Here is a 24,955-nt window from a genome sequence, read left to right on the forward strand (position 1 = left end):
GCCGTCTACAATTGCTGTTTTATTAATGCGGTTACTGGCGGAGACCCGAATGGCCAAGGCAACGGTTTGTAAGCGTATCGGCAAAGGTGTGCTGGGCCTCGTGCTGTGCTGGGCCGCCTATGAATCGGTGGCGGCTGTCCCAGGGCCGTTTTTCCCGCATACGTATGAGCGCGGCGCCTTTATCGTGCATTCGGATGAAGCGATTCCAGCCAGCGCCGCGCACGTGATCGATGATGCTCAGCGCCGCATAGAGCGCTCGCCGCTGCATGGTGCGCACGACAAGTACGACATCTACATCTGCAATTCGCTGGCCAGGTTCGCGTTCTACAACCATAAATTCACGACACGTGCTGGCGGAGTCACGGAAGGGGCGTTCACGCGCCACGTGTTCATCCGCGGTGTGGATTTCGATACCAACAGCCTGCGCATGCCGGGCGGCGCCAGGATTGTCGATGCCGAGTCGCGCTCCGCATCGTATTTCCTGGCGCACGAGGCGGCCCACGTGATGGAATCGCGCCGGTTCGGCAGGCTGGCGTATGTGAAGTATCCGCACTGGCTGATGGAGGGGTATGCCGATGTGGTGGGAAAAAACGATGCCTTCCATATTGCCGATTACCGCCAGCCATTTGCCTCGGGGACGCTGGCGAATGACGGCACATACAAGCGCGAACACTTGCTGGTGGATTTCCAGCTGGGATTGGGCAAGACCGTGATGCAAGTGTTTGCGGAAGCGCTGCCGCAGCACACGGTGGAAGCGCAGCTGGCGGCGGCGCTGACTCAAAACGAGATCGGAGCAATCAAATGACAGCAGATGTTGAGTCGATGCTGTTTCCATCCCAAGGAGCGTTTGCACATTGGCTGGCGGCGCACCACGATATCTCCGGCGGGGTGTGGCTGCAGCATGCAAAGAAGGGGGCGCCGCTCCCCAGCGTCAGCTACCAGGAGGCGCTGGAAGTTGCGCTGTGCTTCGGCTGGATTGATGGCCAGAAGCGTTCACTCGACGCGCATTACTATCTGCAGCGCTGGACACCACGGCGCGCACGCAGTTTATGGTCCAAGGTCAATCGCGAAAAGGCGCTCAGGTATATTGAGGAGGGCAAGATGCAGCCGAGTGGACTGGCTGAAATCGAGCGGGCGCGCAAAGATGGCCGATGGGATGCTGCCTACGATTCGGCCAGCATGGCCAGCGTGCCGGCCGAACTGCTTGCGGCCTTCGCTGACCACCCCGGGGCCGCTGAATTTTTCGCTACGCTCAATTCTCAAAACCGTTACGCAGTGTTGTTCCGGTTGCAGACAGCGGTAAAGCCGGAGACCAAAATGCGTAAGGCGCAGGAGTATGCAGCCATGCTGGCCCGGCATGAAACGCTGCATCCCGTCATGGCAAAGAAGCCGGGCAAGGTGGCCGGGGACGCGCCATGAAAGTCATTCGTCGCCGTGACGCCGGAAAATGGCCAAATGTGGACCATTAAGCGAGAAAGGAACTCACGTGAATAGATTATTGATTAGCTTCGTCATGTTCATATTGTGTTGCCCGGGTGCTGCGGCGCAAGAGCAACCTCCGGGCAATTTTGAAAACTGGGGAGTCTGTCCTTTCGAATGCTGCACGTACCGGGACTGGACCGCCAATGCGGATATTGCTGTGCATGAAAGCCGGAACAACCAGTCCGCTGTCGTATTCCGCCTGCGCAAAGACGAACAGGTCCGGGCCCTGACGGGTGTCGTGGTGACGGAGAAAGCGTCGATAGTTCGCATCGACAAGACTGTGCAGGATGGCTATGTCCAAGGCGTCGACAAGCCGCAGCTTGCGCTCAAGGCCGGGGATGTCATTTATATGCTTGCTCCGCTGGGTGAGGGTTCCTATCTGTTCTGGTACCGGGGCAAGGTCTATACCAGCGGCGCCGGTCTCGCCGCGATGCCCGGCGTCGATGGAAAGGATGCGAAAATGACTTGGTGGAAGCAGGTCGAAAACAAGGCCGGCAAGCGGGGCTGGACTGCCTCCGACGAGTTTTCAAACGCAGACGCATGCGGTTGACAGGGCTAATCAATGCTTCTGACACTACGTCTGCTTGCCCACGCCTTCTTCGGGCGGGCGCACATCCTTGAACAGCACATACAGCAGCACGTCATACGTGATTTTCAAGCCGCCGGCCATCACCAGCGGCCAGCCAAACGGTGAGATGCCCAGCAGGTATCCGGCCAGTACCGGACTGGCTGCCGCAGCCAGGCTGCGCGGCACGGACGTGATGCTGGCCGCCGCGGCCCGTTCTTCCGGCGGCACGATGGCCATCACGTAGGAACTGCGCGTCGGGACGTCCATCTGCGACAGCGCGCTGCGGACAAACAGCAGCAGCACGGCTACCGTCAGCGACGGCGCGAAGGGTATCGCGATCAGCAGCAGGCTCGAAGGCAGGTGCGTAAACACCATCGTGTTGATCAGGCCAAAGCGGTCTGCCAGGCGCACGGCGGCCAGGTACGACAATGCCGCCAGCAAGCCGCAGCATGCAAAGATGGTCCCTGCAGCGGCGACGGACAATTGGAATTGCTGGAACAGCCACAGCGCCAGCAGCGACTGCACCAGCAAGCCGCCGCCAAACGCGTCGAGGCTGAACAAGGCGGCCAGCGTATAGACGTGGCGCCGCGACTGCCTCAACGGGGAGGGCGCTGCCTTCGCCGCCGCGCGGGGCCGTGCCGGCAAGCCCCGGTAAATCGCGACAGCCGCCAATCCTGCCGCGCCATACAGGACGAACATGCACTGTAATGCCGTGACGCTGGCCATGCCCGTTGCCGTCGAGATGAACGCGGGAGCGCCGGCAGCCAAGGCGCCTGCCGCCGCCGACAACGTACCCGTCAGGCTATAGCGGGCGAACAGCGCGGTGCGCTCCCGGGCCTGGCCGGATTGCGTCAGCAAGGCATGTTCGATCGGCAGGAATACGCTGACGTCGCCACTGGACGGGTTCAGGGTTCCCACCACCGCCACCAGCAACAGCGGCCAAAAGCCGGGCGCCAGGGCAAAGCCGAATCCCGTCGCGGCCATCAGTAGCGAGGCTGCCAGCAGCAGTGTGCGGGCCTGGAAATGCGTGGCGCGCATGCCGGTCCATAACACCATGGCGCCGGAACCGGCCAGCGTGGCGGTGGCGATCACACCAATCTCGACCGGCGCCATGCCCAGCGCATGCAGGTAGACCGGCAGCAAGATACTGATGCAGCCGTCGGCAAATCCGCGCAAGGCGCGCACGTACAGCAGGCGCTTGACGGTACTGGTGTCGCTGTCTGCCATCACGCAATTCTCCCGTTGCAGCGCCAGCTATCTGGACGCCAGATAATCTTGGTAAAAGCGCGTAAATGCCTGCGCCTTGGCGGAAATGTGGCGGCCGGGCGGATACACGGCATACAGGCCGCCGCGCGGCGGCTGCCAGTCCGGCATGACCCGTACCAGCTCGCCCGAGGCCAGGTCCGGTTCCGCGCTGAACTGGTCCAGCACGGTGATGCCCGCGCCATGGCGGATCAGCGAGCGCAAGGCGCCCGCCGAATCGGCTTTGATGCGGGCTTTGACTTGCACGGTTTGCATGCCGCCTTCGCCATTGGTGAACGTCCACGTCAACGGCGCCGGCAGCAAGGTCAGCGCAATCCAGTCGTGCCGCGCCAGGTCGGCAGGGGCTTTCGGCGTGCCGGCGCGGGCCAGGTACGCCTTGGACGCCACCACGTACTGGCCGAAATCGCCCAGCCGCACTGCGCGCAGCGATGAATCGCGCAGCCAGCCCATGCGGATGGCCACGTCGATGCCTTCGGCCACCAGGTCGGCCAGCCGGTCGCTGGTGCGCAAGTCGATGTGCAGGGCGGGGTGCATTGTGGCAAAGCGGGCCAGCGCGGGCGCCAATGTCTGCGTGCCGTGGTCGACAGGCGCGGCAATGCGCAGCACGCCGGACAGCTGTTCCTGCGTGCCGTGCAAGCCATCGAGCACCATCTGCATTTGCGCCAGCAGGGGCGCGCATTGCCCATGCAGCGCCTGGCCGGCCTCCGTCAGCACGACTTTGCGCGTGGTGCGGGTAAACAGCGCCATGCCCAGCTGCGTTTCCAGGCGCGCGATTTCCAGGCTGACCTTGGCCGGCGCCACGTGCAGGCGGCTGGCGGCCGCGGTAAACCCGCCCGCCTCGGCCACCGCCGTAAACACCACGAGGTCGTTGAGGTTGATGTGCCCGGGGAGCGTCATAATTATTTAGAAAACCGAATCAATCAATTATGACTCTTATTGTTTATCATATCAATCAAAGCAGGCAACATGGCGTCATTCCATTCAATGACGACAGGAGTACAGCATGAAAATCGCAATCATCGGCGCTACCGGCTATATCGGTTCCAAATTGCTGGCGGAAGCGCTGGCGCGCCAGCACCAGGTTACGGCGCTGGTATCACGCCCGGAACGGGTTCCGGCCCATCCGGCAGCCACAGCGGTCAAGACGGATGTGCTGGACACGGCGGCGCTGGCATCGCAGCTGGAAGGCCATGACGCTGTCATCACGGCATTCAGCGGCCACGCGCACGGCGACAATACGTATGACTACTATGTGCAAGGCATGCGGGCTATCATTGCCGCCGCCAAGCGCGCCCACGTCAGGCGCTTGCTGGTGGTGGGCGGCGCGGGCAGCCTGGAAGTGGCGCCCGGCGTGCAAGTGGTCGACACGCCGGACTTCCCGGAACAGTGGAAGCAAAGTGCGCTGGGTGCGCGTGAAGCGTTGAATCTGCTGCGCAAGGAAGAAACGCTGAACTGGACCATGCTGAGCCCCGCCGCGCATATCGTGCCGGGCGAACGCACGGGCCGGTTCCGCCTCGGCAAAGACCAGTTGCTGGCCGATGCACATGGCGAGAGCCGCATTTCCGTGGAAGATTATGCGGTCGCCATGCTGGATGAACTGGCGCAGCCGGCGCACGAACGCAGCCGCTTTACCGTCGCGTATTGACCCCGGTGTTGTACGTTGTCGTTCCAAATTGCAAGCAAATGTGACACTTTAATCGGGCGCCGCTGCAGCCGATAAAATGCCGTTTTTCATTTGCACTGGAACTTTGCAATATGGACGACAACGATGACAACAACCCGCTGAACAGGCGCGTCGCCATTGTGCTGGCGGTGCTGGCCATTACCACGCTGACCCGGCAGCGCAGGCTGCGCTGGCCATGGTGCCGACCGGGTTCGGCGTGTTCATGGGGCTGTGCGGATTGATGGGGTGGCACTGTCATCCGGCCGCGCTGATGGCATTGCTTTCCTGATATTGCCATTGCCGAGGGTGGTGGTTTCAATGCTATAGTGGCTTTCATTGTCACATTCTAGCGCGCATGTTTTTAAAGAACTTCCCATTCGCCGGTTTGCTCGTGGCAGCCTTGGCCGGCCCTGTATGCGCTGCCGAAGAAATCCGGATTGCGACCGGCCACGGCGCGATTTCCCAGACTGCCTTGTCGGTATTGCACGAAGCGTATCGCCGTATCGGCATTACCGTGTATGACACGGCGACGCGGGCGGACCAGTCGCTGCTCGATGCCAACCGGGGCGAACTTGATGGCTTGCCGGCCCGGGTTGCTGGCCTGGAGCTTAAATATCCGAACCTGATTCGCGTGCCGGTGGCGGTGGTGACGGTCGACGCCATGGTCTTTGGCAACCGTACGCCGCTGGCGCTGCATGGCTGGGAAAGCTTGCGGCCTTACCGCATTGGTATCTTGAAAGGGGTGCAATATGCGGAAGATGGCACGCGTGGCATGAAAGTTGACGTGTTTGCCGACAATACGCAACTGTTCACCAAGCTGGAAAGCGAAGAGATCGACTTTGCCGTCGCCACGCGCATCGAGGGTGTGCTGAAAATGCGGGAATTGCGCACCCGCAAAGTCACCATGCTGGAGCCGCCGCTGGCCAAGGTCGTGCTGTACCACTACCTGAACGCCAGCCACCGCGACCTGGTGCCGAAAATTACCGCCAGCCTGGCTGCGATGGAGCACGAGGGGCGCATGCGCCACATCCTGCAGCAGACGCTGGCGCGCATGCTGGAAGAGACACGCGCCAGCGGCACAAAGAAGCAATAGGGCGCGGAATCCGCCGGTTCCAGGGTGCGTGCAATGAATGTGCATGAATTTGCCCGTTTTCGGGATTTGTGTGCGTAAATAACACGGAATGGCTGGCGCATCGCGCGCAAATTGCATTGCTGGCGCAATACACTTTCATGCATACCTACAACTGACGAGGAGCATGAAATGTCCGATCTGTTTGACAACCCAATGGGCCTGATGGGCTTTGAATTCGTTGAATTCGCATCGCCAAAGCCAGGCGTGCTGGAACCTGTATTTGAGGCCATGGGTTTCACCAAGGTCGCCAACCACCGCTCCAAGCAAGTGACGCTGTACCGCCAGGGCGGCATCAACTTCATCATCAATAATGAACCGGGCAGCGCGGCTGCGTACTTCGCGGCGGAACATGGCCCGTCCGCGTGCGGCATGGCGTTCCGCGTGAAAAACTCGCAGCACGCCTACCGCCGCGCGCTGGAACTGGGCGCGCAAGCGGTCGACATGCCGGTCGGCCCGATGGAATTGCGTTTGCCTGCCATTAAAGGCATCGGCGGCGCGCCGCTGTACCTGATCGACCGCTTCGAAGAAGGCAAATCCATTTACGACATCGACTTCGAATACATCGAAGGCGTGGACCGCAACCCGGTGGGTTTCGGCATGACGGAAATCGACCACCTGACGCACAACGTGTACCGTGGCCGCATGGCTTACTGGGCCGGCTTCTATGAAAAGCTGTTCAACTTCCGCGAACTGCGCTACTTCGACATCAAGGGCGAATACACGGGCCTGACGTCCAAAGCCATGAGCGCGCCGGACGGCAAGATCCGCATCCCGCTGAACGAAGAATCGTCCAAGGGTTCGGGCCAGATCGAAGAATACCTGATGCAATTCAATGGCGAAGGTATCCAGCACATCGCGCTGTTCACGCCGAACCTGATCGACACGCTGGACCGCCTGAAAGAAGCCGGTGTGCCGCTGATGGATGCGCCGCCAGCCACCTACTACGACATGCTGGAAGGCCGCCTGCCGGGCCATGGCGAGCCGGTGGAGGCGCTGAAAACGCGCGGCATTTTGCTGGACGGCGATACGTCGAACGGTAACCGCCGCCTGCTGCTGCAAATCTTCTCTAAAACCCAGCTGGGTCCTGTATTCTTCGAGTTCATCCAGCGCAAAGGCGATGAAGGCTTTGGTGAAGGCAACTTCAAGGCGCTGTTTGAATCCATCGAGCGCGACCAGATCCAGCGCGGCGTGTTGAAAGCTGACTAAGCAGATTAAGGAAACAAGATGTTCAAGCATGTGGAACCATTCCCGGGCGATCCTATCCTGACGCTCAATGAACAATTCGGCGCCGATCCGCGCCCGAACAAAGTCAATCTCAGTATTGGCGTCTACCTGAATGAAGCCGGCAAAATGCCGGCCATGCGCGCCGTGCTGGCTGCGGAAACCGCACTGGCGGCCGACCTGGGCACGCGCCCATACCTGCCGATGGAAGGCAATGCCGCCTACCGCAAGGCGGTCAGCGCGCTGACCTTTGGCGACGCTGTTCCAAGCGAGCGGATTGCTGTCGCACAGACGCTGGGCGGCTCCGGCGCGCTGAAAGTGGGCGGCGATTTCATCGCCCGCTACTTCCCGCAAGCGGCGGTCTGGGTCAGCGACCCAACGTGGGATAACCACCACAGCATTTTCCAGGGCTCGGGCCTGAAGGTAAAAAAATACCGGTACTTCAATCCGGCTACCGGCCTGGTGGATTTCATGGGCATGCTCAATGCGCTGGAAACCGTGCCGGCCGGCGACGTGGTGCTGCTGCACGCATGCTGCCACAACCCGACCGGCGCCGACCTCGATGCGCAGCAGTGGCGCGAAGTGGCGGCACTGGTGAAGCGCCGCGGCTTGCTGCCATTCTTTGACATGGCATACCAGGGCTTTGGCCAGGGTGTCGATGAAGATGCGTTCCCGATCCGCCACTTTGCCGCGCAAGGCATCCCGCTGTTTGCCGCCACGTCGTTCTCGAAGAATTTCTCGCTGTACGGCGAGCGTTGCGGTTCGCTGTCCGTCGTGTGCGCCGATGCACAGCAGGCCGACAACGTGCTGGGCCAGCTGAAAGCCACGATCCGCCGCAACTATTCGAACCCGCCCACCCACGGCGCCCGGATCATTGCCCGCGTGCTGGGCGACGCTGCGCTGCGTGCCGACTGGCGCGCCGAACTCGATGGCATGCGCCTGCGCGTGGCCGCCATGCGCAAAGGCTTGTACGACGCGCTGCGCGAACGCATGCCGCAGGGCGACTTTGAATACCTGGTGCGGCAGACCGGCATGTTCAGCTACACCGGCCTGACGGCGCAGGAAGTGGAAAGCATGCGCGTGGAATCGGCCGTCTACCTGGTGGGCTCGGGCCGCCTGTGCATCGCGGCGCTGACGCAAGCGACCATAGCGCCGGCTGCCGATGCCATGGCGCGCGTCCTGAAGCGGCGCGGCTGATTGTTCCCTTCAGCCACGGCGGCGCGCCGGCAGCGCGTCGCCGTGTAGTTCACGGCAACTCTCTTGTCAGTTTTGAATATCAGGTTGAAATGTGAGTTGATCTAACGATATTCGAAATGTTTTATTTTTATCGAAATTTAATTTCGTAATGTTGGTTTGCGGCAACAATTAGTAGCCATCAGCATGCTATCGTGCCTCCCAGTTCGTATCGGATTTGGGAGAACACCATGAGCACATTCAAACAAGCCTGCCTGCTTTCCAGCCTGTTGTTTTGCGGCGCAGCCAGTGCGCAAATCGATCCGCTGATCGGCGGCGTCACCACGCCGTCGGCATTTTATGACCGCTATGCGCTGGATTCGGCCAGCGGCGGCAATATCAGCTTTATTCCTGACCCGGCGGGCAGCGGCCGCACGGTGGTCAGCAGCGTGGTGCGCAGCACGGACACGCCGGTGGGCGGCTTGATGCGCACGGATTATTACCCGCTCAATGAAAGCACGGCGTCCGGCGTGCGCTGGTATGGCATCAGCGTATTCTTGCCGGCTGACTGGGTCGTGCATCCGAATCCCACGGTGATTGCGCAAATCGACAGCAGCAGCACCAATGCCGCCGGGCAGGCCGCGCCGCTGACGCTGCTGGTGCGCGGCGGCGGGCTGGAATTGAACCTCAACACGAACTTTTTCGACCCGGCCAACGCGACGGCGGACAATTCCGCACGCCAGGTGATACAGCTGGGACCGGCCATCACGAACCGCTGGTATTGCCTGGTGGTGCGGGCCGACTGGGAAGCGGCCCTTGCGACCGGCGCCACGACGATGTGGATGAACGGTGAAAAAGTATTCAATGCAGCCAATTCCAGCAATTCCTACTACGGCGCGCTGCAGCGCCCGCGGGCCGGCGTGTCGTTCCCCGGCTTGATGGGTGTGACGGAACGCACGGTGATCTCGGACTTTATCCGTGTCGGCGGCGCCACCACGACCACGCTGCAGATGTACCAGAACAGCCCCTGCTCGACATTCATCAACGGCTCCACCATCCAGTGGTAGCGGACGTACAATCGCGTATCCCCATCACTGGAGAACGCGGATGCTGGCGAGGCGCTGTGCGGTACTGTTGATCGAACCCAGGGAAGCACTGGAACTGGATTGGCAAGCGATGCTGTCCGGTGGCGGCGCGCTGGCCGCGTCGCTGAGCTGGGTGGCGCTGGCGCCGCACCTGGACCGTGAAGTACCGGTGGCGGCGGAAGACGTGGCCGCGCTGGGACGCGTGGGCCAGACTGTGTGGCAGCCGGTGGCTACGCTGGAACAGCAGCTTGGCGACGCATGCGTCGCGCGCCTGCTGGCATGCGGGCTGCTGGTGGCGGACGGCGGCGGATTGCCGGACGGCTTGCCAGATGCGCTGGCGCATTTCCGCGCCCGCGACGACGTGCTGCGCGCCCAGCACTGGCGGCCTTTATCGGCCGTGGCCCACATGTTCAGCCGGTGGCGCGGCATGCGCAGCGAATCGGGCATGCAATTCCCGACTTTCGACGAACTGGTGCAAGTGTATGGCCAGCCGCCGGAACCCGCCGTCACGCGCGGCGCGCAGGGCTGCGCCATTGCATTGCCGCAGCCGGAAAAGAGCACGCTGGACGGCGTGCTGCTGCGGCGCTACACGGGCCGCAATTTCGATACGAAGGCACAGATGCCGCTGGCGCTGGCGGCACGCCTGCTGCAGCGCACTTTCGGCGCGCAGGGCCGGCGTGAAATGGCGCCCGGTGCATCGGTGCTGAAGAAAACCAGTCCGTCCGCGGGCGGGCTGCACCCGTGTGAAGCGTATGTGCTGGCGCAGCGTATCGATGGCGTGGCGCCGGGCCTGTACCACTATCACGCGGTGGACCATGTGCTGGAACCGCTGCACATGATGAGCGGCGGCGCGGCGCGGCAATTGGCGCTGGTGGCCGTGGCGGACCAACAATGGTTTGCCGATGCGCCATGGATGGTGATCGTGGCCGCCCGGGTGGCGCGCAATTTCTGGAAGTACCGCAACCACGCGAAAGCGCACCGCGCGCTGCTGCTCGATGCCGGGCATTTGTCGCAGACGCTGTATTTGCTGGCGGCGGAAGCCGGCATGGCCGGTTTCGTCACGGCGGCCATCAATGAGGGGGAACTGGAACAGGCGCTGGGACTGGATCCGCTGGCCGATATGGTGGTGGCGGTGTGCGGCTGTGGATTGCCCGCGCCCGGCGATTACGTGGAGTTACGTCAATAGCGCCTGTTGCAGACACTGGGCCACGCAGGCGCGCACGGCGTCGGGCTTGTATGGCTTGGCAATATAGCCTGCAGCGCCCAGTTCGAGGCCGCGCGCGCGGTCATCTTCGGTATCGAGCCCGCTGACGAACACCACGGGAATGTGGGCGGTGCGGCAGTCGTCTTTCAGTCGGCGCAGCACTTCGTGGCCGTCCATCCCTTCCATCACGACGTCCAGCAGAATCAGGTCAGGCTGGTGCTGTAGCGCCAATTGCAAGGCGTGCGCGCCGTCGCCGGTTGCTGTGATGGCGTACGTATCGTCCAGCAGCAAGGACAGCAATTCCCGGTTCAGTTCATGGTCGTCGACGATCAAAATGTGCGGCGGGCCCCCTGGCGTGGCGGTGGAGGAGGGGGCGCCGTCCGCCGCCTGCATGGCTGCTGTCAATGCTGCCAGCGTCGCGGCCAGCGGCGCCCGCATTGACTGGGCATCGGCGCCGCGGCCTTCGCGCAGCGCGCATTCCAGTGCGGACGCCATCTGCATGGCGGCATGGGCGCCGATCGTGGCGGCGGCGGATTTCAAGCCGTGCGCAAAGCGCTGCAATGTTTGCTGCGGTGTGGCGGGATCGTGCAGCAGCGCCTGTCCCGCAGCGCCGTAGGTGGCGCGGAAACCGGTAATCACTCTTTGCAGCAAATCATGGCGCTGGTCGACGCGGTGCAGCGCCGCCTGCCAGTCGATACCGGCAATGGCTGGCAATGGGGCGCTCTGGCAGGCTTTTGCGGGGCTGGCGGCGTGCGCCAGCATTGGCGCTGCGGGGATGCGTGGCGCGATCCAGCGCAGCAATGCCGCATACAGCGCGGCGGGATCGATGGGCTTCGTCACGTGTTCATTCATGCCGGCCGCCATGCTGGCTTCCCTGTCGCTGCGCAGCGCGTGCGCCGTCATGGCAATGATGGGCAACCCGTCAAATTGTCCCAGCGCGCGGATGGTGCGCGCGGCTGCCAGGCCATCCATGACGGGCATTTGCACATCCATCAGCACCAGGTCGTAGTGCTGGTTCTGCACCATTTCTACGGCTTGCATGCCATCGAGCGCTACATCGACAGTCACCGGCGCGTCGGACAAGAACGCCAGCGCCACTTCGCGGCTGATGGCATTGTCTTCCGCCAGCAGTACACGGGCGCCGGCCAGCGGCGCCAGGTCGGGCTGGCGTGCGGGGTGGCTTTGCGCCACGGCCTTGGCGTTTTCCGCGGGCGCGATGCCGAGCTGGATGTCGAAAATAAAGCAGCTGCCCACGCCCGGCTGGCTGGTGACGGTAATGGCGCCGCCCATCAGCTCCACCAGCTGGCGGGAAATCGACAGTCCCAGCCCGGTGCCGCCATATTTACGGGTGATGGAGTTGTCCGCCTGGGTAAAAGACTGGAACAGGCTGGTGAGCTGTTGCGGCGTCATGCCGATGCCCGTGTCGCGCACGGCAAATTGCAGGACCACACTGTCCGCATACCGTTCCGACAGTTCGACCGACAGGACGATTTCACCGCGTTCGGTAAATTTTGCCGCATTGCCGGCCAGGTTCAGCAACACCTGGCCCAGCCGCAGCGGGTCGCCCAGCAACCGGCGTGGCACGTCCGGCGCCACGCTGCAAGCAAGCTTGATGCCTTTTTCTTCGGTTTGTTGCGCAATGACGCCAGCCACATTGTCCAGCAGTTCGTCGAGCGGGAAGGGGATGTGTTCCAGCTGCAGGCGGCGCGCTTCGATTTTGGAAAAATCCAGGATTTCGTTAATGATGTCCAGCAGGTTTTCACCCGACCACAGGATCTTGTCCAGGTAATCGCGCTGCTTCGGCGTCAGGTCCGTGCGCAGCGTCAGGCGCGACAAGCCGATCAGCGCATTCATCGGCGTGCGGATTTCATGGCTCATATTGGCCAGGAATTCACTCTTGGCGCGCGATGCGGCTTCCGCGTCGGCCCGCGCCTGGTCAAGCATGCGCAATGCTTCTTCCAGGTCGGCTTGGGCGCGCAGCAGGCCGCGCACGCGCCATTGGTACAGAGCCCAGGCGGCCGCGCTACTGCCAAGAAGAATAATCCAGGACAAACCGGCGTGCTCCTGCCAAATGTTGATGCCATGAAACTATGCAAGCCATGGCGGGGATGCGGTTGCTTTGTAGGACTGTTCCTACACGCACATCGTAGCATGCAACTGTCCGGGGAAGTAAAAAAGTTGTGCAAATTGCACGGATTTGGGCTGGCGGGCCGCCGTGGTATGCTGCGCGCCTTGCATTTCCGGAAATCCGCCATGCCGCCACCACCTTCCTGTCCCGTCCCTGAACTGTCCGAACGTGATGGCAGCCGCTTGCGGCGCCATGCCGCCGCGGCGGATGCCGGCGGTTTTCTGCACCCGGTGCAGCAGGCATTGATACACCGGCGCGGCTGGCTGCGCATGCTGGCGCCGCTTGCGGCGGGCGGTATGGAATGGCCGCTGCCGAAAGCCGTACGGCTGGAAGAAGCCGTGGCGCGGCAAGATGGCAGCGCGGGCTGGGTGGTGACGCTGTGTGCGGGCGCCGGCTGGTTCGCCGGATTCCTGCCGACAGATGTGGCGCGCGGCGTGGTGGGCACGCACCGCGTCTGCCCGGCAGGCAGCGGGGCACCAACCGGTTATGCGGACGAAGAGGGCAGCGGCTTCCGCCTGACTGGGCGCTGGGATTACGCCAGCGGGGCGCCAATGGCGACCCACTTTACATTGAATGCCGTGTTGCGCCGCGGCGGCTTGCCGCTGCTCGATGAAAGCGGCGCGCCGCGCATCCGCGCATTCCTCGTGCCGGCCCGCCACGTGCAAATCGAGGCGACGTGGAATATGACGGGCTTGCGCGGCACGGCGTCGCACAGTTACCGCATTGAAGGTCAATGGGTGCCTGCGGGGTACGGCTTTGCCATCCGCCCGGATGCGGCGACTGCCGCCGGGCCCTTGTACCGCTTCCCGTTTTATTCGCTGGCGTATGTGACGCTGGCCGCCAATGTGGCGGGCATGGCGGCGCATTTCATGGCGCTGGCAGCGGAATGCCTGGCGCACCGGCGCCAGCCGGGAACGCAGGCGCCGGTTGCGCAAGCATCCGTCGTGGCAACGCTGTCGGCTGCGCTGCACCGTTCATTCGACGATGCGCGCAGCGCCTTTTATGCGGCGCTCGATGCAGGCTGGGCGCGGGTGGAAGGCGGCGAAGCGCTCGATGAGCAGGGCATGACGGTGTTGAAGGAGGTGTCGCTGGCGCTGGTGCGCGTTTCGCGCGAAGCGGTCGATGGCCTGTACCCTTATTGCGGGCTGTACGCGGCGCGCGAAGACAGCGCCATCAACCGGGTGTGGCGCGACTTCCATACGGCGTCCCAGCACGCGCTGCTGCTGGCGCTTGATTAACGATATTTGTTGATCACGCGCGCCAGTTGCGCGAACGTGGGCTGGATCAATTCATCCGGGACGCACGCATACCCCAGCAGCAAGCCCCGTTGGCCCTGCTGCGGATCACTGTAATAGCCTGACAATGGCCGCGCGATCACGCCTTCCAGCGCCGCGGCGCGGCTGACTGCCTGGTCATCGCAGCCCGGCGGCAGCAATAACGTCAGGTGCAGGCCGGCGTCGCCGCCCGTGGTGGCCAGCTTGCCGCCAAACGCGTCATCGATGGCTTGCTGCAGCAAGTGCCGCCGCTGCGCATACAGCTGGCGCATGCGCCGGATGTGCGACGCAAAATAGCCCTGCGCCATGAAGTCCGCCAGGACCGCCTGCGTAAAAATCTGGCCGCCCCGGTATAGTTCCGCCACGCCCGTCGCAAAGGCGTCCGCCACGGGTTCCGGCACCACCATGAAGCCGATGCGCAGGCCGGGAAACAGGGTTTTGCTGAATGATCCCAGGTAGACGACGCGCTGGAACGTATCCATGCCTTGCAGCGACGCCAGCGGCCTTCCGGTATAGCGGAATTCACTGTCGTAATCATCTTCCATGATCCACACCTGGTGGGCGGCCGCGTAGTCGAGCAGCGCGCGGCGGCGCGCCAGCGACATCACGGGACCGAGCGGGTACTGGTGCGACGGCGTGACGAAAATAAAGCGGGGCGGCGTGCGCAGCATCTCCGGAGGCAAGGTCATGCCTTCGCTGTCGACCGGCACCGGTACCGGCGCCAGGTCCAGCGAATTCAATACGCTGTGCGTGCCCCAGTAGCACGGATCTTCCACCCACGCGCGGTCGCCGGATTCACCCAGCAGCTTGGCGGCCAGGTCGATCGACTGGTGGATACCGGCCGTGATGATGACTTGCCCCGCGTGGCAATTGACGGAACGGGCCACGCGCAGGTAATCGGCAATGGCTTCCCGCAGCGGCAGGTAGCCCGCGCCGGACGCATAGGACAGCAATTCCGGTTTGCCGCGCTGCCAGTGCACGTTTTGCAGGCGGCTCCACACCTTGACGGGGAAGCGCGTGATATCCGGCACGCCCGGCATGAATGCGCCCCACTGGGTTTTTGATGCGCCGGCCCGCTGCACGAGGCGCGCACCGCGCGCCGACAATCCTGCGTGGCCGCCGGCTTGCCGCACAGCCGGTTCCGTGCGGTCCGCATCGGACAACTGGTCCGGCACGGTGTCCGTGACGAACGTGCCGGCGCCTGTGCGGGTGGCGATATAGCCTTCCGACGCCAGGTGGTCGTAGGCATTGATGACCGTATTGCGCGAAATACCCAATTCCCGCGCCAGGTCGCGCGACGACGGCAATTGCAGGCCGGCTGGCAGCACTTCCGCCAGGATCGCTTCGCGCACCACCTGGTACAACTGGCGGTTCAGCGGCTGGCCGGCGGCGCGGTCGATGCGCTGCAACAGGTAATCGGAAAGCGTGGCGATCTTCAATACAACCTCAGAAAAGTGGATCCATCATTTATTGGCGATTGGATCTGTATTATAGGTCCAGTGGACTCTACTATGAAGCCTCGCCAACCTGGCTTCATTGATTTCCTGGAGGGACACCAACATGAACAACGCCGATCTGCAACAGCGCAAAGAACAAGCCACCCCACGCGGCGTGGGCGTGATGTGCCAGTTTTACGCTTCCCGCGCAAAGAATGCTGAATTGTGGGATGTCGAAGGCAAGCGCTATATTGATTTCGCAGCCGGCATCGCAGTACTGAACACGGGCCACTGCCATCCGAAGCTGGTGGCCGCCGTACAAGGCCAGATGGAAAAATTCAGCCACACGGCATATCAGATCGTCCCGTATGAAAGCTACGTGCAGCTGGCGGAACGCATCAACCGCCTGACGCCGGGCACGCATGCGAAGAAAACCGCGTTTTTCACCACGGGCGCGGAAGCCGTGGAAAACGCCATCAAGATTGCGCGCGCCGCCACCAGGCGTTCGGCCGTGATTGCCTTCACGGGCGGCTTCCATGGCCGCACCATGATGGGTATGGCGCTGACCGGCAAGGTGGTACCCTATAAAGTGGGTTTCGGGCCATTCCCGGCCGACGTCTATCACGCGCCATTCCCTTGCGCGCTGCACGGCGTGTCGATAGAGCATTCGCTGCAGGCGCTGCAAACCCTGTTCAAGGCGGACGTGGATCCGGCCCGTGTGGCCGCCATCATCCTGGAACCGGTGCAGGGCGAGGGCGGTTTCTATATGGCGCCGCCGGCGTTCATGCGCGCGCTGCGCGCGCTGTGCGACCAGCATGGCATCTTGCTGATTGCCGATGAAGTGCAGACCGGCTTTGCCCGTACCGGCAAGATGTTCGCGATGGAGCACTATGACGTGCTGCCTGATTTGATGACGATGGCAAAGAGCCTGGCGGGCGGCATGCCGCTGTCGGCTGTCTGCGGCCGCGCGGAAATCATGGACGCGCCGCTGCCGGGCGGCCTGGGTGGCACGTATGGCGGCAACCCGGTGGCGATTGCATCCGCGCTGGCCGTGCTGGATGTGATTGAAGACGAGCGCCTGCTGGACCGCGCCGTGGAACTGGGCGGCAAACTGCGCCAGCGCCTGCACAGCGTGCGCGAAGCGGGTGTACCGCAGATTGCCGAAGTACGCGGCCCTGGCGCCATGGTGGCGGCGGAATTCTTCCGGCCCGGCACGCAGACGCCGGATGTCGATTTCACGAAACTGGTACAAACCCGCGCGATGGAAAAAGGCTTGCTGCTACTGACGTGCGGCACCTACGGCAACGTGATCCGCTTCCTGTTCCCGCTGACCATAGAAGATGCGCTGATGGATGAAGCGCTGGACATCCTGGAAGGCGCGCTGCGCAGCGCCGCCGGCCTGTAATTTACGAAGGAATCACTATGCTGCATTTGAAAGACCCCAGCCTCTTGCGCCAGCAAGCCTACGTCAACGGCACGTGGTGCGACGCCGACAGCGGCGACCTGTGCTCCGTCACCAACCCTGCCACCGGTGAAACCATCGGCAGCGTACCCAATATGGGCGCGGCGGAAACCCGCCGTGCGATTGCCGCCGCCAGCGCCGCCTGGCCGGCCTGGCGCGCAAAAACCGCCAAAGAGCGCAGCGCTATCCTGCGCCGCTGGAACGATTTAATCGTCGCCAATGCCGACGACCTGGCGGTCTTGATGACGACCGAACAGGGCAAGCCACTGGCGGAAGCCAAAGGCGAAGTGGCGTACGCCGCGTCGTTCATTGAGTGGTTTGCCGAAGAAGCCAAGCGCGTGGCGGGCGATACCCTGCAATCGCCGTGGGCCGACAAGCGCCTGATGGTGACAAAAGAACCGATCGGCGTCTGCGCCGCCATCACGCCATGGAATTTCCCTGCCGCGATGATAACCCGCAAGGCGGGACCGGCGCTGGCTGCCGGCTGCCCGATGGTTGTCAAACCGGCGGAAGCAACGCCATATTCCGCGCTGGCGCTGGCCGTGCTGGCCGAGCGTGCCGGTGTGCCGGCCGGTGTCTTCTCCGTGGTGACGGGCGATGCGCGCGCCATTGGCGGTGAAATGACGTCCAACCCCACCGTACGCAAACTGAGCTTCACGGGTTCCACGGAAGTGGGCCGCTTGCTGATGCGCCAGTCGGCCGACACCGTGAAGAAGCTGTCGCTGGAATTGGGCGGCAATGCGCCCTTCATTGTGTTTGACGATGCGGACCTCGACGCGGCGGTTGAAGGCGCGATGATTTCCAAGTTCCGCAACGCGGGCCAGACTTGCGTGTGCGCGAACCGCATCTATGTGCAGGATGGCGTGTATGACGCCTTTGCCGCGAAACTGACGGCTGCCGTGGAAAAGCTGAAAGTGGGCCATGGCCTGGAATCCGGCACCACGCAGGGTCCGCTGATCGACAGCGGCGCCGTGGCCAAGGTCGAGCAGCACGTGGCCGATGCGGTCGGCAAGGGCGGCCGCGTCCTCACGGGCGGCAAGCGCCATGCGCTGGGCTACAGCTTCTTTGAGCCGACCGTGATTGCCGGCGCCACGCCGGACATGCTGGTGGCCAAAGAAGAAACCTTCGGCCCGCTGGCGCCGCTATTCCGTTTCAAGGAAGACGCGGACGCCATTGCCATGGCCAACGATACGGAATTCGGACTGGCTGCGTACTTTTATGCACGTGATATCAAGCGCATCTGGCGCACGGCCGAAGCGCTGGAAACCGGCATGGTCGGCGTCAATACCGGATTGATTTCCAACGAAATCGGCCCGTTTGGCGGCGTCAAGCAGTCGGGCCTGGGGCGCGAAGGGTCGCACTACGGCATGGACGATTACCTGGTCATCAAATACATGTGCCTGGGCGGCATTTAACTCCGGACGCAACGCTGGGCCGCCTCTTTACCCGCAAGCCTTACGGTCTGCGGGTTTTTTTTATTGCGGCGCAATTTGTTGCATTGCGTCACAAAACATACCGTAGAAATACGAACGATCGTGCTTTAAATTTGGATTGTGTGTATAGTGGTTTTAAACTTGAGCAACCCGTGAGGCAGCCCGCCTCACATCAATCAGGAAAAGATCATGACTCAATCCAAAGACATCGTCATTGTCGGCGCAGCCCGTACTGCAATCGGCACCTTCGGCGGTTCGCTGAAAGATTTCTCCGCTGCCGACCTGGCCACCATCGCCATCAAGGAAGCGTTTGCCCGCGCCAAGGTGGAAGCCGCTGCGGCGCAACAAATTGTGCTGGGCAACGTGATTCATTGCGAGCCACGCGACATGTACGTGTCGCGCGTGGCCGGTATCAATGCCGGCATGGCCAAGGAATCGGCTGCGCTGACGTTGAACCGCCTGTGCGGTTCCGGCCTGCAGGCGATTGTCACGGCGGCCAATGCGATCCAGCTGGGCGATGCGGATATCGCGGTGGGCGGCGGCGTGGAAACCATGAGCCGCGCGCCTTACATCGTGCAGGCTGCCCGCTGGGGTGCGCGCATGGGCGACACCAAGATGCTGGACATGATGCTGGGCGCGCTGCAAGACCCGTTCGGCGCGGGCCACATGGGCATCACGGCGGAAAACGTGGCGGAACTGTACAAGATTTCCCGCGAAGAGCAGGACGCGTTTGCTGCCGACAGCCAGCGCAAGGCCGTGGCAGCGATTGAAGCGGGCTACTTCAAGTCGCAAATCGTGCCGGTGGAAGTCAAAGGCCGCAAGGGCGTGACCTTGTTCGATACGGACGAACACGCGAAAGCCGGCACCACGGTGGAATCGCTGGGCGCGCTGAAGCCGGCGTTCAAAAAAGAAAACGGCACCGTGACAGCCGGTAACGCGTCCGGCTTGAATGATGGCGCGGCTGCCTGCGTGCTGATGGATGCCGCTGCCGCCTCGCGCGCCGGGCTGGCGCCGCTGGCCCGTATCGTGTCGTACGCGGTGGCCGGCGTGGAGCCGTCGCTGATGGGCACCGGCCCGATTCCGGCTGTGAAACTGGCATTGCAGCGCGCCGGCCTGACCCTGGATCAGATGGACGTCATTGAATCGAACGAAGCGTTTGCCGCCCAGTCGCTGGGCGTGTGCCGTGGCCTGGACCTGGATCCGGCCCGCACCAACCCGAACGGCGGCGCCATTGCGCTGGGCCACCCGCTGGGCGCATCCGGCGCCATCATTACCGTCAAGTGCCTGTATGAATTGCAGCGCACGCAAAAGCGCTATGGCTTGGCGACCATGTGCATTGGCGGCGGGCAGGGTATTGCAGTGATTTACGAGCGCCTGTAATTCCGCATTGCGTTCATGTGGCCGGGGCTGCTGTGTAGCAGCTCCGGCCTTTTCTTTTCAAGGGCTGATGGATTCGATAAGATTGGCATTCGGAGTCCGTGTATCCCGTGCCGGAGGCGCTGTTAAAAGGCTTGTCGATCCCGCCGAAGGAAGTGCTGGTCAATCAACAGGCGTATGTCGCGGTTTATGAGAGCGAGCAGGAGATTTACGCGCTCGCGTCGGTATCAGAGCAGTTGAAAACGCTGGGCCCGCACGACGTCGTCGTGACGGCGCCCGGCCATTCGCATGATTTCGTTTCGCGCTATTTCTGGCCAGCGAATGGCGGCGATGAAGATCCGGTGACAGGCTCCATCCATGCGGCGCTTGCGCCGCTATGGGCCGAGCGCCTTGGCAAGCGCGAACTGGTGGCGTTCCAGGCGTCGCAGCGCGGTGGGCTGCTATATTGCAGTGTGGAGGCCGATCATGTCTTCGTCAGCGGGCAGGCGGTTCAGTATCTTGAAGGGATCATTGAAGTCCCTGGCGGGGGTTAAATAAACACCGGCGCGCAAGTCCTGAGCTATTACGAAAAGGGCGTGAAACATGGCTGAAGGTCTATAATAAAGTCCATAAGCCAAGCCGCGTACGCGTTCAAAGAGCGTCTGGGCATGCTGCTGAGACACAACCTCATTCCTCTCGGATAGGTTTGACCAGACGGAAACGGAGTGAAGCAATGGCGCCGAAAATGAACAAAAGTAGTCCAATGCATCAAGAACTAGTGAACACATCTGGAACCACATCGATTTCTCCTGAAGCGATGCAGGCATGGGGGCGGATTCCACAGCAGTACAAAACCGAGATCATTGAGGCCGTCGAACGTCCTTCTGCTGCTGGCGGGGCTGAGACGAAGTCTGTCAAGGTTGGCACGAAGACCTTTACTGTCCGTAGGGTGTCGTCTGGCTTTAGGGTCGTATACGATCCTAGCAACGGACGCAATACGATCGTCTCGGTAATGACGCCGCGCGAAGCGCGCCTGGTGAAAGGCTGACGTTGGCAACTGCGAAAACGCCTGCCCCCGGGATCGGTACAGCTGTCAAGAAACCTGTGCGCGCCAAGAAGGCCGCCAGCGCCACTGCTTGCATCGCTGCGAATACATTCCATCTTTTTAATTTCGACAGTCGTACGTTGCCAATCTGGAAAGCCGAGCTCGCTGCTTTCAAGGCGCTCATTTCGCCTGCTGCAGCGCCAAACGGTGTGGATGAGCAGACGTTACTGGACTGGTTTGGTGCATCGGTTGAGCGCATCGCACTGCTTGTCTATGCCCTCTATCGCATCGTACCTACTCATGTGGCTCGCGAATTGACGATCGGTAATTTCCGAGCCGACTACGGATGGGCCGACGTCGACCCGGCTGTGGATCCGACCGTGGGTCTCATTGAACTGGAGAACTGCGAGCCAAGCACGCTCTTTGTGCAAAAAGGACGCACGGCTCCGTATCTCGGCAATCGTTTTCTTGGAGGCTTTGGCCAGCTGGTCGACTGGTGTGCCTTTGGACGGACCGCCGCGAATGCTGATGCAAAGATTTCGGCGGTGTTAGGCGCCCGTCACCATAGTGCGGCGTATGTGTATGCGCTGGTGGCAGGTGATCAGCGCTTCGCAAGCGATGCGCTGTCGCAAATGCGTATGCAATGGTGGCATGAGAACCTTAAGTTGGGGCAAGGTACGGTGACTCGTACGTTCGACAAGCTGATCACGGACGGAGGCCAGGCTCTCACCATTCTAGACAAAGCCAAGTAGGGCATTTTTCTCCTCTTTCCGGTGCTTGCACATTCATTCGTTAACACAGCGCCCGAATATACCGCTCCTCATGCCCCGCGCAATACCCCGCGCATGCCACCCTTGCCGCAGTCGCCGCCGCATGCACCATCATTTCCGCATTGGCGTGAAAGCACATCGACACAATGATGGGCGGCGGTTCCGGCTGCACCGGCACTTCGATGAATTCGCCGCTTTCCAGGTAGCTGGCGACAAATAAGCTGGGGATCGCCGCCACGCCGTAGCCGTCGCGCACCAGCTGCACGATGGCGGCCACGGACGGGGAACACGTGATGCGCGTGCTTTCCAGCGGCACGGTAGCCAGGTTCGCCATCTTGCTGACGATTTCTTCCAGCATCCGGTGCGGCGCCGTGCCGCGCCCGAACGTCAAGATCGGCCGTTGCAGCAGGCGCTGATTTAGCCCTTCCTTGCGCGTATCGAGCAAGCCTTGCCGCGCAATCCAGTGCAGCGGATACATGGCCAGCGCTTCCGACACGATATCGCTGCTGTCCACCCCTTCGACTTGCACCACCAGGTCCAGCTCGCGCGCCCGCAAGCGCCGCTCCAGCACATTGCTCATGTCAACGGCCAGGTCGATTTCCAGTTCCGGGTAATCCGCATTGAGTTCGCGGATATATTGCGCCAGCCAGCTGTGCACCACGGATTCAATCACCCCCAGCCGCAGCCGTCCGCGCACCGCATTGTCGCGCCGCGCCGCGCTTTGCAGGCGCCGCGTGGCATCTACCACGGCTTTGGCATGGCTGAGCAGGAATTCCGCATGCGCGGTCAGCCGGAAATCCTTGGCGGTGCGGTCGATCAGCTCCGTCTCCAATTCATCTTCCAGTGTTTTGATGCGCAGCGAAATCGCTGCCGGTGTCGCGTGCAGTGCTTGCGCTGTGGCGCGGAAGCTACGCAGCTGGGCGAGGATGACGAAAGTTTCAAGGAAGCGCGTGTTCATGGTGAAACAAGAATACCTTAACCCTCTATAGGTACAAAGGTTCTCCCGTTAAGAAAATCTAAACAACAACAGCAAAAATTACTAGATGGATTGCCGCTATGTTCACGCATATGCTGGTTGCATTGGAGAACACATTGCAACGAGGGAGCACCATGACAACACCAGCACAATTCCGCCAGTCTGTCCGCAATGGCGCGTTTCGCCAGCCAACGTCCGGCTATTGCGGCGATTACGCCCAAGCCAACCTGGTCATCCTGCCGCAGCAGCATGCTGCGGACTTTTTACTGTTTTGCCAGCGCAACCCGCGCGCCTGCCCGCTGCTGGCTGTGGGCGAACCGGGCCAGTGGTCGTTGCCGAAACTGGGGCTCGACCTCGATATCCGCACCGATATTCCCGGCTATAACGTGTACCGCAACGGCGACCTGGCGGCGCAGCCCGTGACCTTGCACGAACTTTGGCGCGATGACTTCGTCGTCTTCGCCATCGGCTGCTCGTTCTCGTTTGAACAAATGCTGACCGATGCCGGCATCCCGCTGCGCCACGTGCAGCAGGGCCGCAACGTCGCCATGTACCGCACCGACATCGTCAACCAGCCGGCCGGCCCATTTGGCGGCAACCTTGTGGTGTCGATGCGTCCGATGAAGGCCGCCGACGCCATCCGCGCCATCCAGATCACCAGCCGCTATCCGGCAGTCCATGGCGCCCCGGTACACCTGGGCGATCCGGAACTGATCGGCATTACTGACGTGGCGCAGCCTGACTATGGCGATGCCGTGGACATCCTGCCCGATGAAGTGCCTGTGTTCTGGGCCTGCGGCGTGACGCCACAGGAAGCCATCCGCCATGCGCGCCTGCCGCTCGTCATTACCCACCAGCCGGGCTACATGCTGGTGACCGATATCCGCAACGCCGACCTGGCGGCATTTTAATAACCAGACTGTCAAAATAACCAAGGAGACATGATGAATACCCAAACCATCAGCACCACGGAATCAGGCGGCTACTTGGCCTGGTTCCACGCCCTCACCAGCAAGGAGCGCCGCACGTTCTGGAGCTGCAAAGTCGGCTACGCGCTCGACGCCATGGATACGCAATTCCTCAGCTTTGTCATACCCACGCTGATTGCCACGTGGGGCCTGTCGAAAGGCGACGCAGGCTTGATCGGCACCGTCACGCTGCTGACATCGGCCGCCGGCGGATGGATTGCCGGCATCATGTCGGACCGCATCGGCCGCGTGCGCACGCTGCAAATCACGATCCTGTGGTTTGCGTTCTTCACCGTGCTGTGCGGCCTGGCGCAAAACTTCACGCAATTGCTGCTGGCGCGGGGCCTGATGGGCTTTGGCATGGGCGGCGAGTGGACGGCCGGGGCAATTTTGATTGGTGAAGTCATCCGCGCCAAGGACCGGGGCAAGGCTGTCGGCATGGTGCAGGCCGGGTGGGCGCTGGGCTGGGGCACGTCGGCGATCCTGTATGCGCTGATGTTTTCGCTGCTGCCGCCGGAATGGGCGTGGCGTTCACTGTTCCTGCTGGGGATTTTGCCCGCGCTGTTCGTGATCTTCATCCGCCGCTTTGTCGATGAGCCGGAACTGTACGTCGCGCAAAAGAAGCACGAAGAAACCTCGGCGCAGCAGGCATCGTTCTGGGAAATCTTTTCGCCATCGATGTTCAGTACGACGCTGCGTGCCGTGCTGCTGACCACTGGCGCACAGGGCGGCTACTATGCCATCACGACGTGGCTGCCGACCTTCCTGAAAACCGAGCGCCATTTGACGGTGCTGGGCACGGGCGGCTACCTGGCCATGGTCATCGTGGGCTCGTATGTCGGCTACATCGTCAGCGCATTCCTGACCGACCTGCTGGGCCGCAAAAAGAACTTCATCCTGTTCGCGGCCGGTTCCATGTGCATTGCCGTCGCTTACACCCGCTTGCCGGTCGATGACAGTGTCATGCTGTTCCTCGGTTTCCCGCTGGGCTTCTTTGTGTCCGGCGTGTTCAGCGGCATGGGCGCCTTTTTGACGGAATTGTTCCCGACCCGTATCCGTGGTTCGGGCCAGGGTTTCAGCTACAACATGGGCCGCGCAGTCGGTTCACTGTTCCCCCTGATGATCGGCCTGGCCTCGAAAGACATGGCGCTGGGCGAAACCATCGGCATCTTCGCCGGTATCGCGTACGGCGTCATGATGCTGGCCGCGCTGACCCTGCCGGAAACCGCCGGCAAAAAACTCGACAACTAATTACCCCCTTGGTTTAGCCGCGCGGCAGTGCGGTCCCGTCATGCCAGCGCCTCAACAGCGCAGGC

The 24,955-nt window shown here is 62.2% G+C and carries 24 protein-coding genes; 19 read left to right on the plus strand and 5 right to left on the minus strand.

Going from position 1 to position 24,955, the window contains the following annotated elements; genetic code table 11:
- Window positions 1–49 precede the first annotated feature (49 nt).
- The 3 genes from GM668_RS22210 to GM668_RS22220 all read left to right on the plus strand — a co-directional run bounded on the left by GM668_RS22210 (window position 50) and on the right by GM668_RS22220 (window position 2,032).
- On the plus strand, window positions 50–805 hold the full coding sequence (locus tag GM668_RS22210; RefSeq protein WP_155441153.1) for a hypothetical protein: 756 nt from the start codon (window positions 50–52) through the stop codon (window positions 803–805).
- Window positions 802–1,419, plus strand: a complete 618-nt coding sequence (locus GM668_RS22215; protein WP_155441154.1) for a YdeI/OmpD-associated family protein — start codon at window positions 802–804, stop codon at window positions 1,417–1,419. The genes GM668_RS22210 and GM668_RS22215 overlap by 4 nt, the downstream gene beginning before the upstream one ends.
- A gap of 67 nt (window positions 1,420–1,486) precedes the next feature.
- On the plus strand, window positions 1,487–2,032 hold the full coding sequence (locus GM668_RS22220; RefSeq protein WP_155441155.1) for a hypothetical protein: 546 nt from the start codon (window positions 1,487–1,489) through the stop codon (window positions 2,030–2,032).
- A gap of 24 nt (window positions 2,033–2,056) precedes the next feature.
- Here the strand turns inward: GM668_RS22220 and GM668_RS22225 are convergent, their stop codons facing one another.
- Both GM668_RS22225 and GM668_RS22230 read right to left on the minus strand, forming a co-directional pair.
- Window positions 2,057–3,277 (minus strand): MFS transporter, encoded by a 1,221-nt coding sequence (locus tag GM668_RS22225; RefSeq protein WP_170305776.1) that lies wholly within the window; start codon window positions 3,275–3,277, stop codon window positions 2,057–2,059.
- A 27-nt stretch (window positions 3,278–3,304) separates the two neighbouring features.
- The gene (locus tag GM668_RS22230; RefSeq protein ID WP_155441156.1) at window positions 3,305–4,210 is read right to left on the minus strand and encodes a LysR family transcriptional regulator; all 906 of its coding nucleotides are present in this window, start codon (window positions 4,208–4,210) and stop codon (window positions 3,305–3,307) included.
- 106 nt (window positions 4,211–4,316) lie between these two features.
- Between GM668_RS22230 and GM668_RS22235 the strand changes: the two genes are divergently transcribed.
- The 7 genes from GM668_RS22235 (at window position 4,317) to GM668_RS22265 (ending at window position 10,773) form a co-directional block, all read left to right on the plus strand.
- Entirely contained in the window at window positions 4,317–4,958 is a 642-nt protein-coding gene (locus GM668_RS22235) for an NAD(P)-dependent oxidoreductase (RefSeq protein ID WP_155441157.1), read from the plus strand.
- 110 nt (window positions 4,959–5,068) lie between these two features.
- Entirely contained in the window at window positions 5,069–5,218 is a 150-nt protein-coding gene (locus GM668_RS22240) for a hypothetical protein (RefSeq protein WP_155441158.1), read from the plus strand.
- Window positions 5,219–5,331: 113 nt separating this feature from the next.
- Entirely contained in the window at window positions 5,332–6,069 is a 738-nt protein-coding gene (locus GM668_RS22245; protein ID WP_155441159.1) for a transporter substrate-binding domain-containing protein, read from the plus strand.
- Window positions 6,070–6,237: 168 nt separating this feature from the next.
- Entirely contained in the window at window positions 6,238–7,314 is a 1,077-nt protein-coding gene (gene hppD / locus GM668_RS22250; RefSeq protein WP_155441160.1) for a 4-hydroxyphenylpyruvate dioxygenase, read from the plus strand.
- 18 nt (window positions 7,315–7,332) lie between these two features.
- Window positions 7,333–8,526 (plus strand): amino acid aminotransferase, encoded by a 1,194-nt coding sequence (locus GM668_RS22255; protein WP_155441161.1) that lies wholly within the window; start codon window positions 7,333–7,335, stop codon window positions 8,524–8,526.
- 227 nt (window positions 8,527–8,753) lie between these two features.
- On the plus strand, window positions 8,754–9,569 hold the full coding sequence (locus tag GM668_RS22260) for a heparin lyase I family protein (protein ID WP_155441162.1): 816 nt from the start codon (window positions 8,754–8,756) through the stop codon (window positions 9,567–9,569).
- A 40-nt stretch (window positions 9,570–9,609) separates the two neighbouring features.
- Entirely contained in the window at window positions 9,610–10,773 is a 1,164-nt protein-coding gene (locus tag GM668_RS22265) for a putative peptide maturation dehydrogenase (RefSeq protein WP_155441163.1), read from the plus strand.
- Here the strand turns inward: GM668_RS22265 and GM668_RS22270 are convergent.
- Window positions 10,762–12,843 (minus strand): response regulator, encoded by a 2,082-nt coding sequence (locus GM668_RS22270; protein WP_155441164.1) that lies wholly within the window; start codon window positions 12,841–12,843, stop codon window positions 10,762–10,764. The genes GM668_RS22265 and GM668_RS22270 overlap by 12 nt on opposite strands.
- A gap of 201 nt (window positions 12,844–13,044) precedes the next feature.
- On the opposite strand from GM668_RS22270, the gene GM668_RS22275 reads away from it, so the two are divergent.
- Window positions 13,045–14,157 carry an acyl-CoA dehydrogenase family protein gene (locus GM668_RS22275; protein WP_155441165.1) on the plus strand — a complete coding sequence of 371 codons (1,113 nt, stop codon included), beginning with the start codon at window positions 13,045–13,047 and terminating at the stop codon, window positions 14,155–14,157.
- On the opposite strand, the gene pdxR is transcribed toward GM668_RS22275, so the two are convergent.
- Window positions 14,154–15,632 (minus strand): MocR-like pyridoxine biosynthesis transcription factor PdxR, encoded by a 1,479-nt coding sequence (pdxR, locus tag GM668_RS22280; RefSeq protein ID WP_155441166.1) that lies wholly within the window; start codon window positions 15,630–15,632, stop codon window positions 14,154–14,156. The two genes, GM668_RS22275 and pdxR, sit on opposite strands and share 4 nt — an antisense overlap.
- A 121-nt stretch (window positions 15,633–15,753) precedes the next feature.
- On the opposite strand from pdxR, the gene GM668_RS22285 reads away from it, so the two are divergent.
- From GM668_RS22285 to GM668_RS22310, 6 genes are all read left to right on the plus strand, one after another.
- Entirely contained in the window at window positions 15,754–17,034 is a 1,281-nt protein-coding gene (locus GM668_RS22285) for a 4-aminobutyrate--2-oxoglutarate transaminase (protein WP_155441167.1), read from the plus strand.
- Window positions 17,035–17,051: 17 nt separating this feature from the next.
- Window positions 17,052–18,506 carry an NADP-dependent succinate-semialdehyde dehydrogenase gene (gene gabD / locus GM668_RS22290; RefSeq protein WP_155441168.1) on the plus strand — a complete coding sequence of 485 codons (1,455 nt, stop codon included), beginning with the start codon at window positions 17,052–17,054 and terminating at the stop codon, window positions 18,504–18,506.
- Between the two features lie 207 nt (window positions 18,507–18,713).
- The gene (locus tag GM668_RS22295; protein WP_155441169.1) at window positions 18,714–19,904 is read left to right on the plus strand and encodes an acetyl-CoA C-acyltransferase family protein; all 1,191 of its coding nucleotides are present in this window, start codon (window positions 18,714–18,716) and stop codon (window positions 19,902–19,904) included.
- A gap of 98 nt (window positions 19,905–20,002) precedes the next feature.
- Window positions 20,003–20,434 (plus strand): PhzF family phenazine biosynthesis protein, encoded by a 432-nt coding sequence (locus GM668_RS22300; protein WP_170305768.1) that lies wholly within the window; start codon window positions 20,003–20,005, stop codon window positions 20,432–20,434.
- Between the two features lie 179 nt (window positions 20,435–20,613).
- Window positions 20,614–20,928 (plus strand): hypothetical protein, encoded by a 315-nt coding sequence (locus GM668_RS22305; protein WP_155441170.1) that lies wholly within the window; start codon window positions 20,614–20,616, stop codon window positions 20,926–20,928.
- A 56-nt stretch (window positions 20,929–20,984) separates the two neighbouring features.
- Window positions 20,985–21,677: a Shedu immune nuclease family protein gene (locus GM668_RS22310; protein ID WP_155441171.1), complete on the plus strand. Its 693-nt coding sequence runs from the start codon at window positions 20,985–20,987 to the stop codon at window positions 21,675–21,677.
- 40 nt (window positions 21,678–21,717) lie between these two features.
- On the opposite strand, the gene GM668_RS22315 is transcribed toward GM668_RS22310, so the two are convergent.
- Window positions 21,718–22,653 (minus strand): LysR family transcriptional regulator, encoded by a 936-nt coding sequence (locus tag GM668_RS22315; RefSeq protein WP_155441172.1) that lies wholly within the window; start codon window positions 22,651–22,653, stop codon window positions 21,718–21,720.
- Window positions 22,654–22,805: 152 nt separating this feature from the next.
- On the opposite strand from GM668_RS22315, the gene GM668_RS22320 reads away from it, so the two are divergent.
- Together GM668_RS22320 and GM668_RS22325 are read left to right on the plus strand one after the other, a co-directional pair.
- Window positions 22,806–23,582 carry a putative hydro-lyase gene (locus GM668_RS22320; protein ID WP_155441173.1) on the plus strand — a complete coding sequence of 259 codons (777 nt, stop codon included), beginning with the start codon at window positions 22,806–22,808 and terminating at the stop codon, window positions 23,580–23,582.
- Between the two features lie 33 nt (window positions 23,583–23,615).
- Complete coding sequence (locus tag GM668_RS22325; RefSeq protein WP_155441258.1) at window positions 23,616–24,890, plus strand: MFS transporter; 1,275 nt, start codon at window positions 23,616–23,618, stop codon at window positions 24,888–24,890.
- Window positions 24,891–24,955 lie beyond the last annotated feature (65 nt).

It is taken from the genome of Pseudoduganella ginsengisoli (assembly GCF_009720865.1).
Classification (GTDB): domain Bacteria; phylum Pseudomonadota; class Gammaproteobacteria; order Burkholderiales; family Burkholderiaceae_D; genus Rugamonas; species Rugamonas ginsengisoli.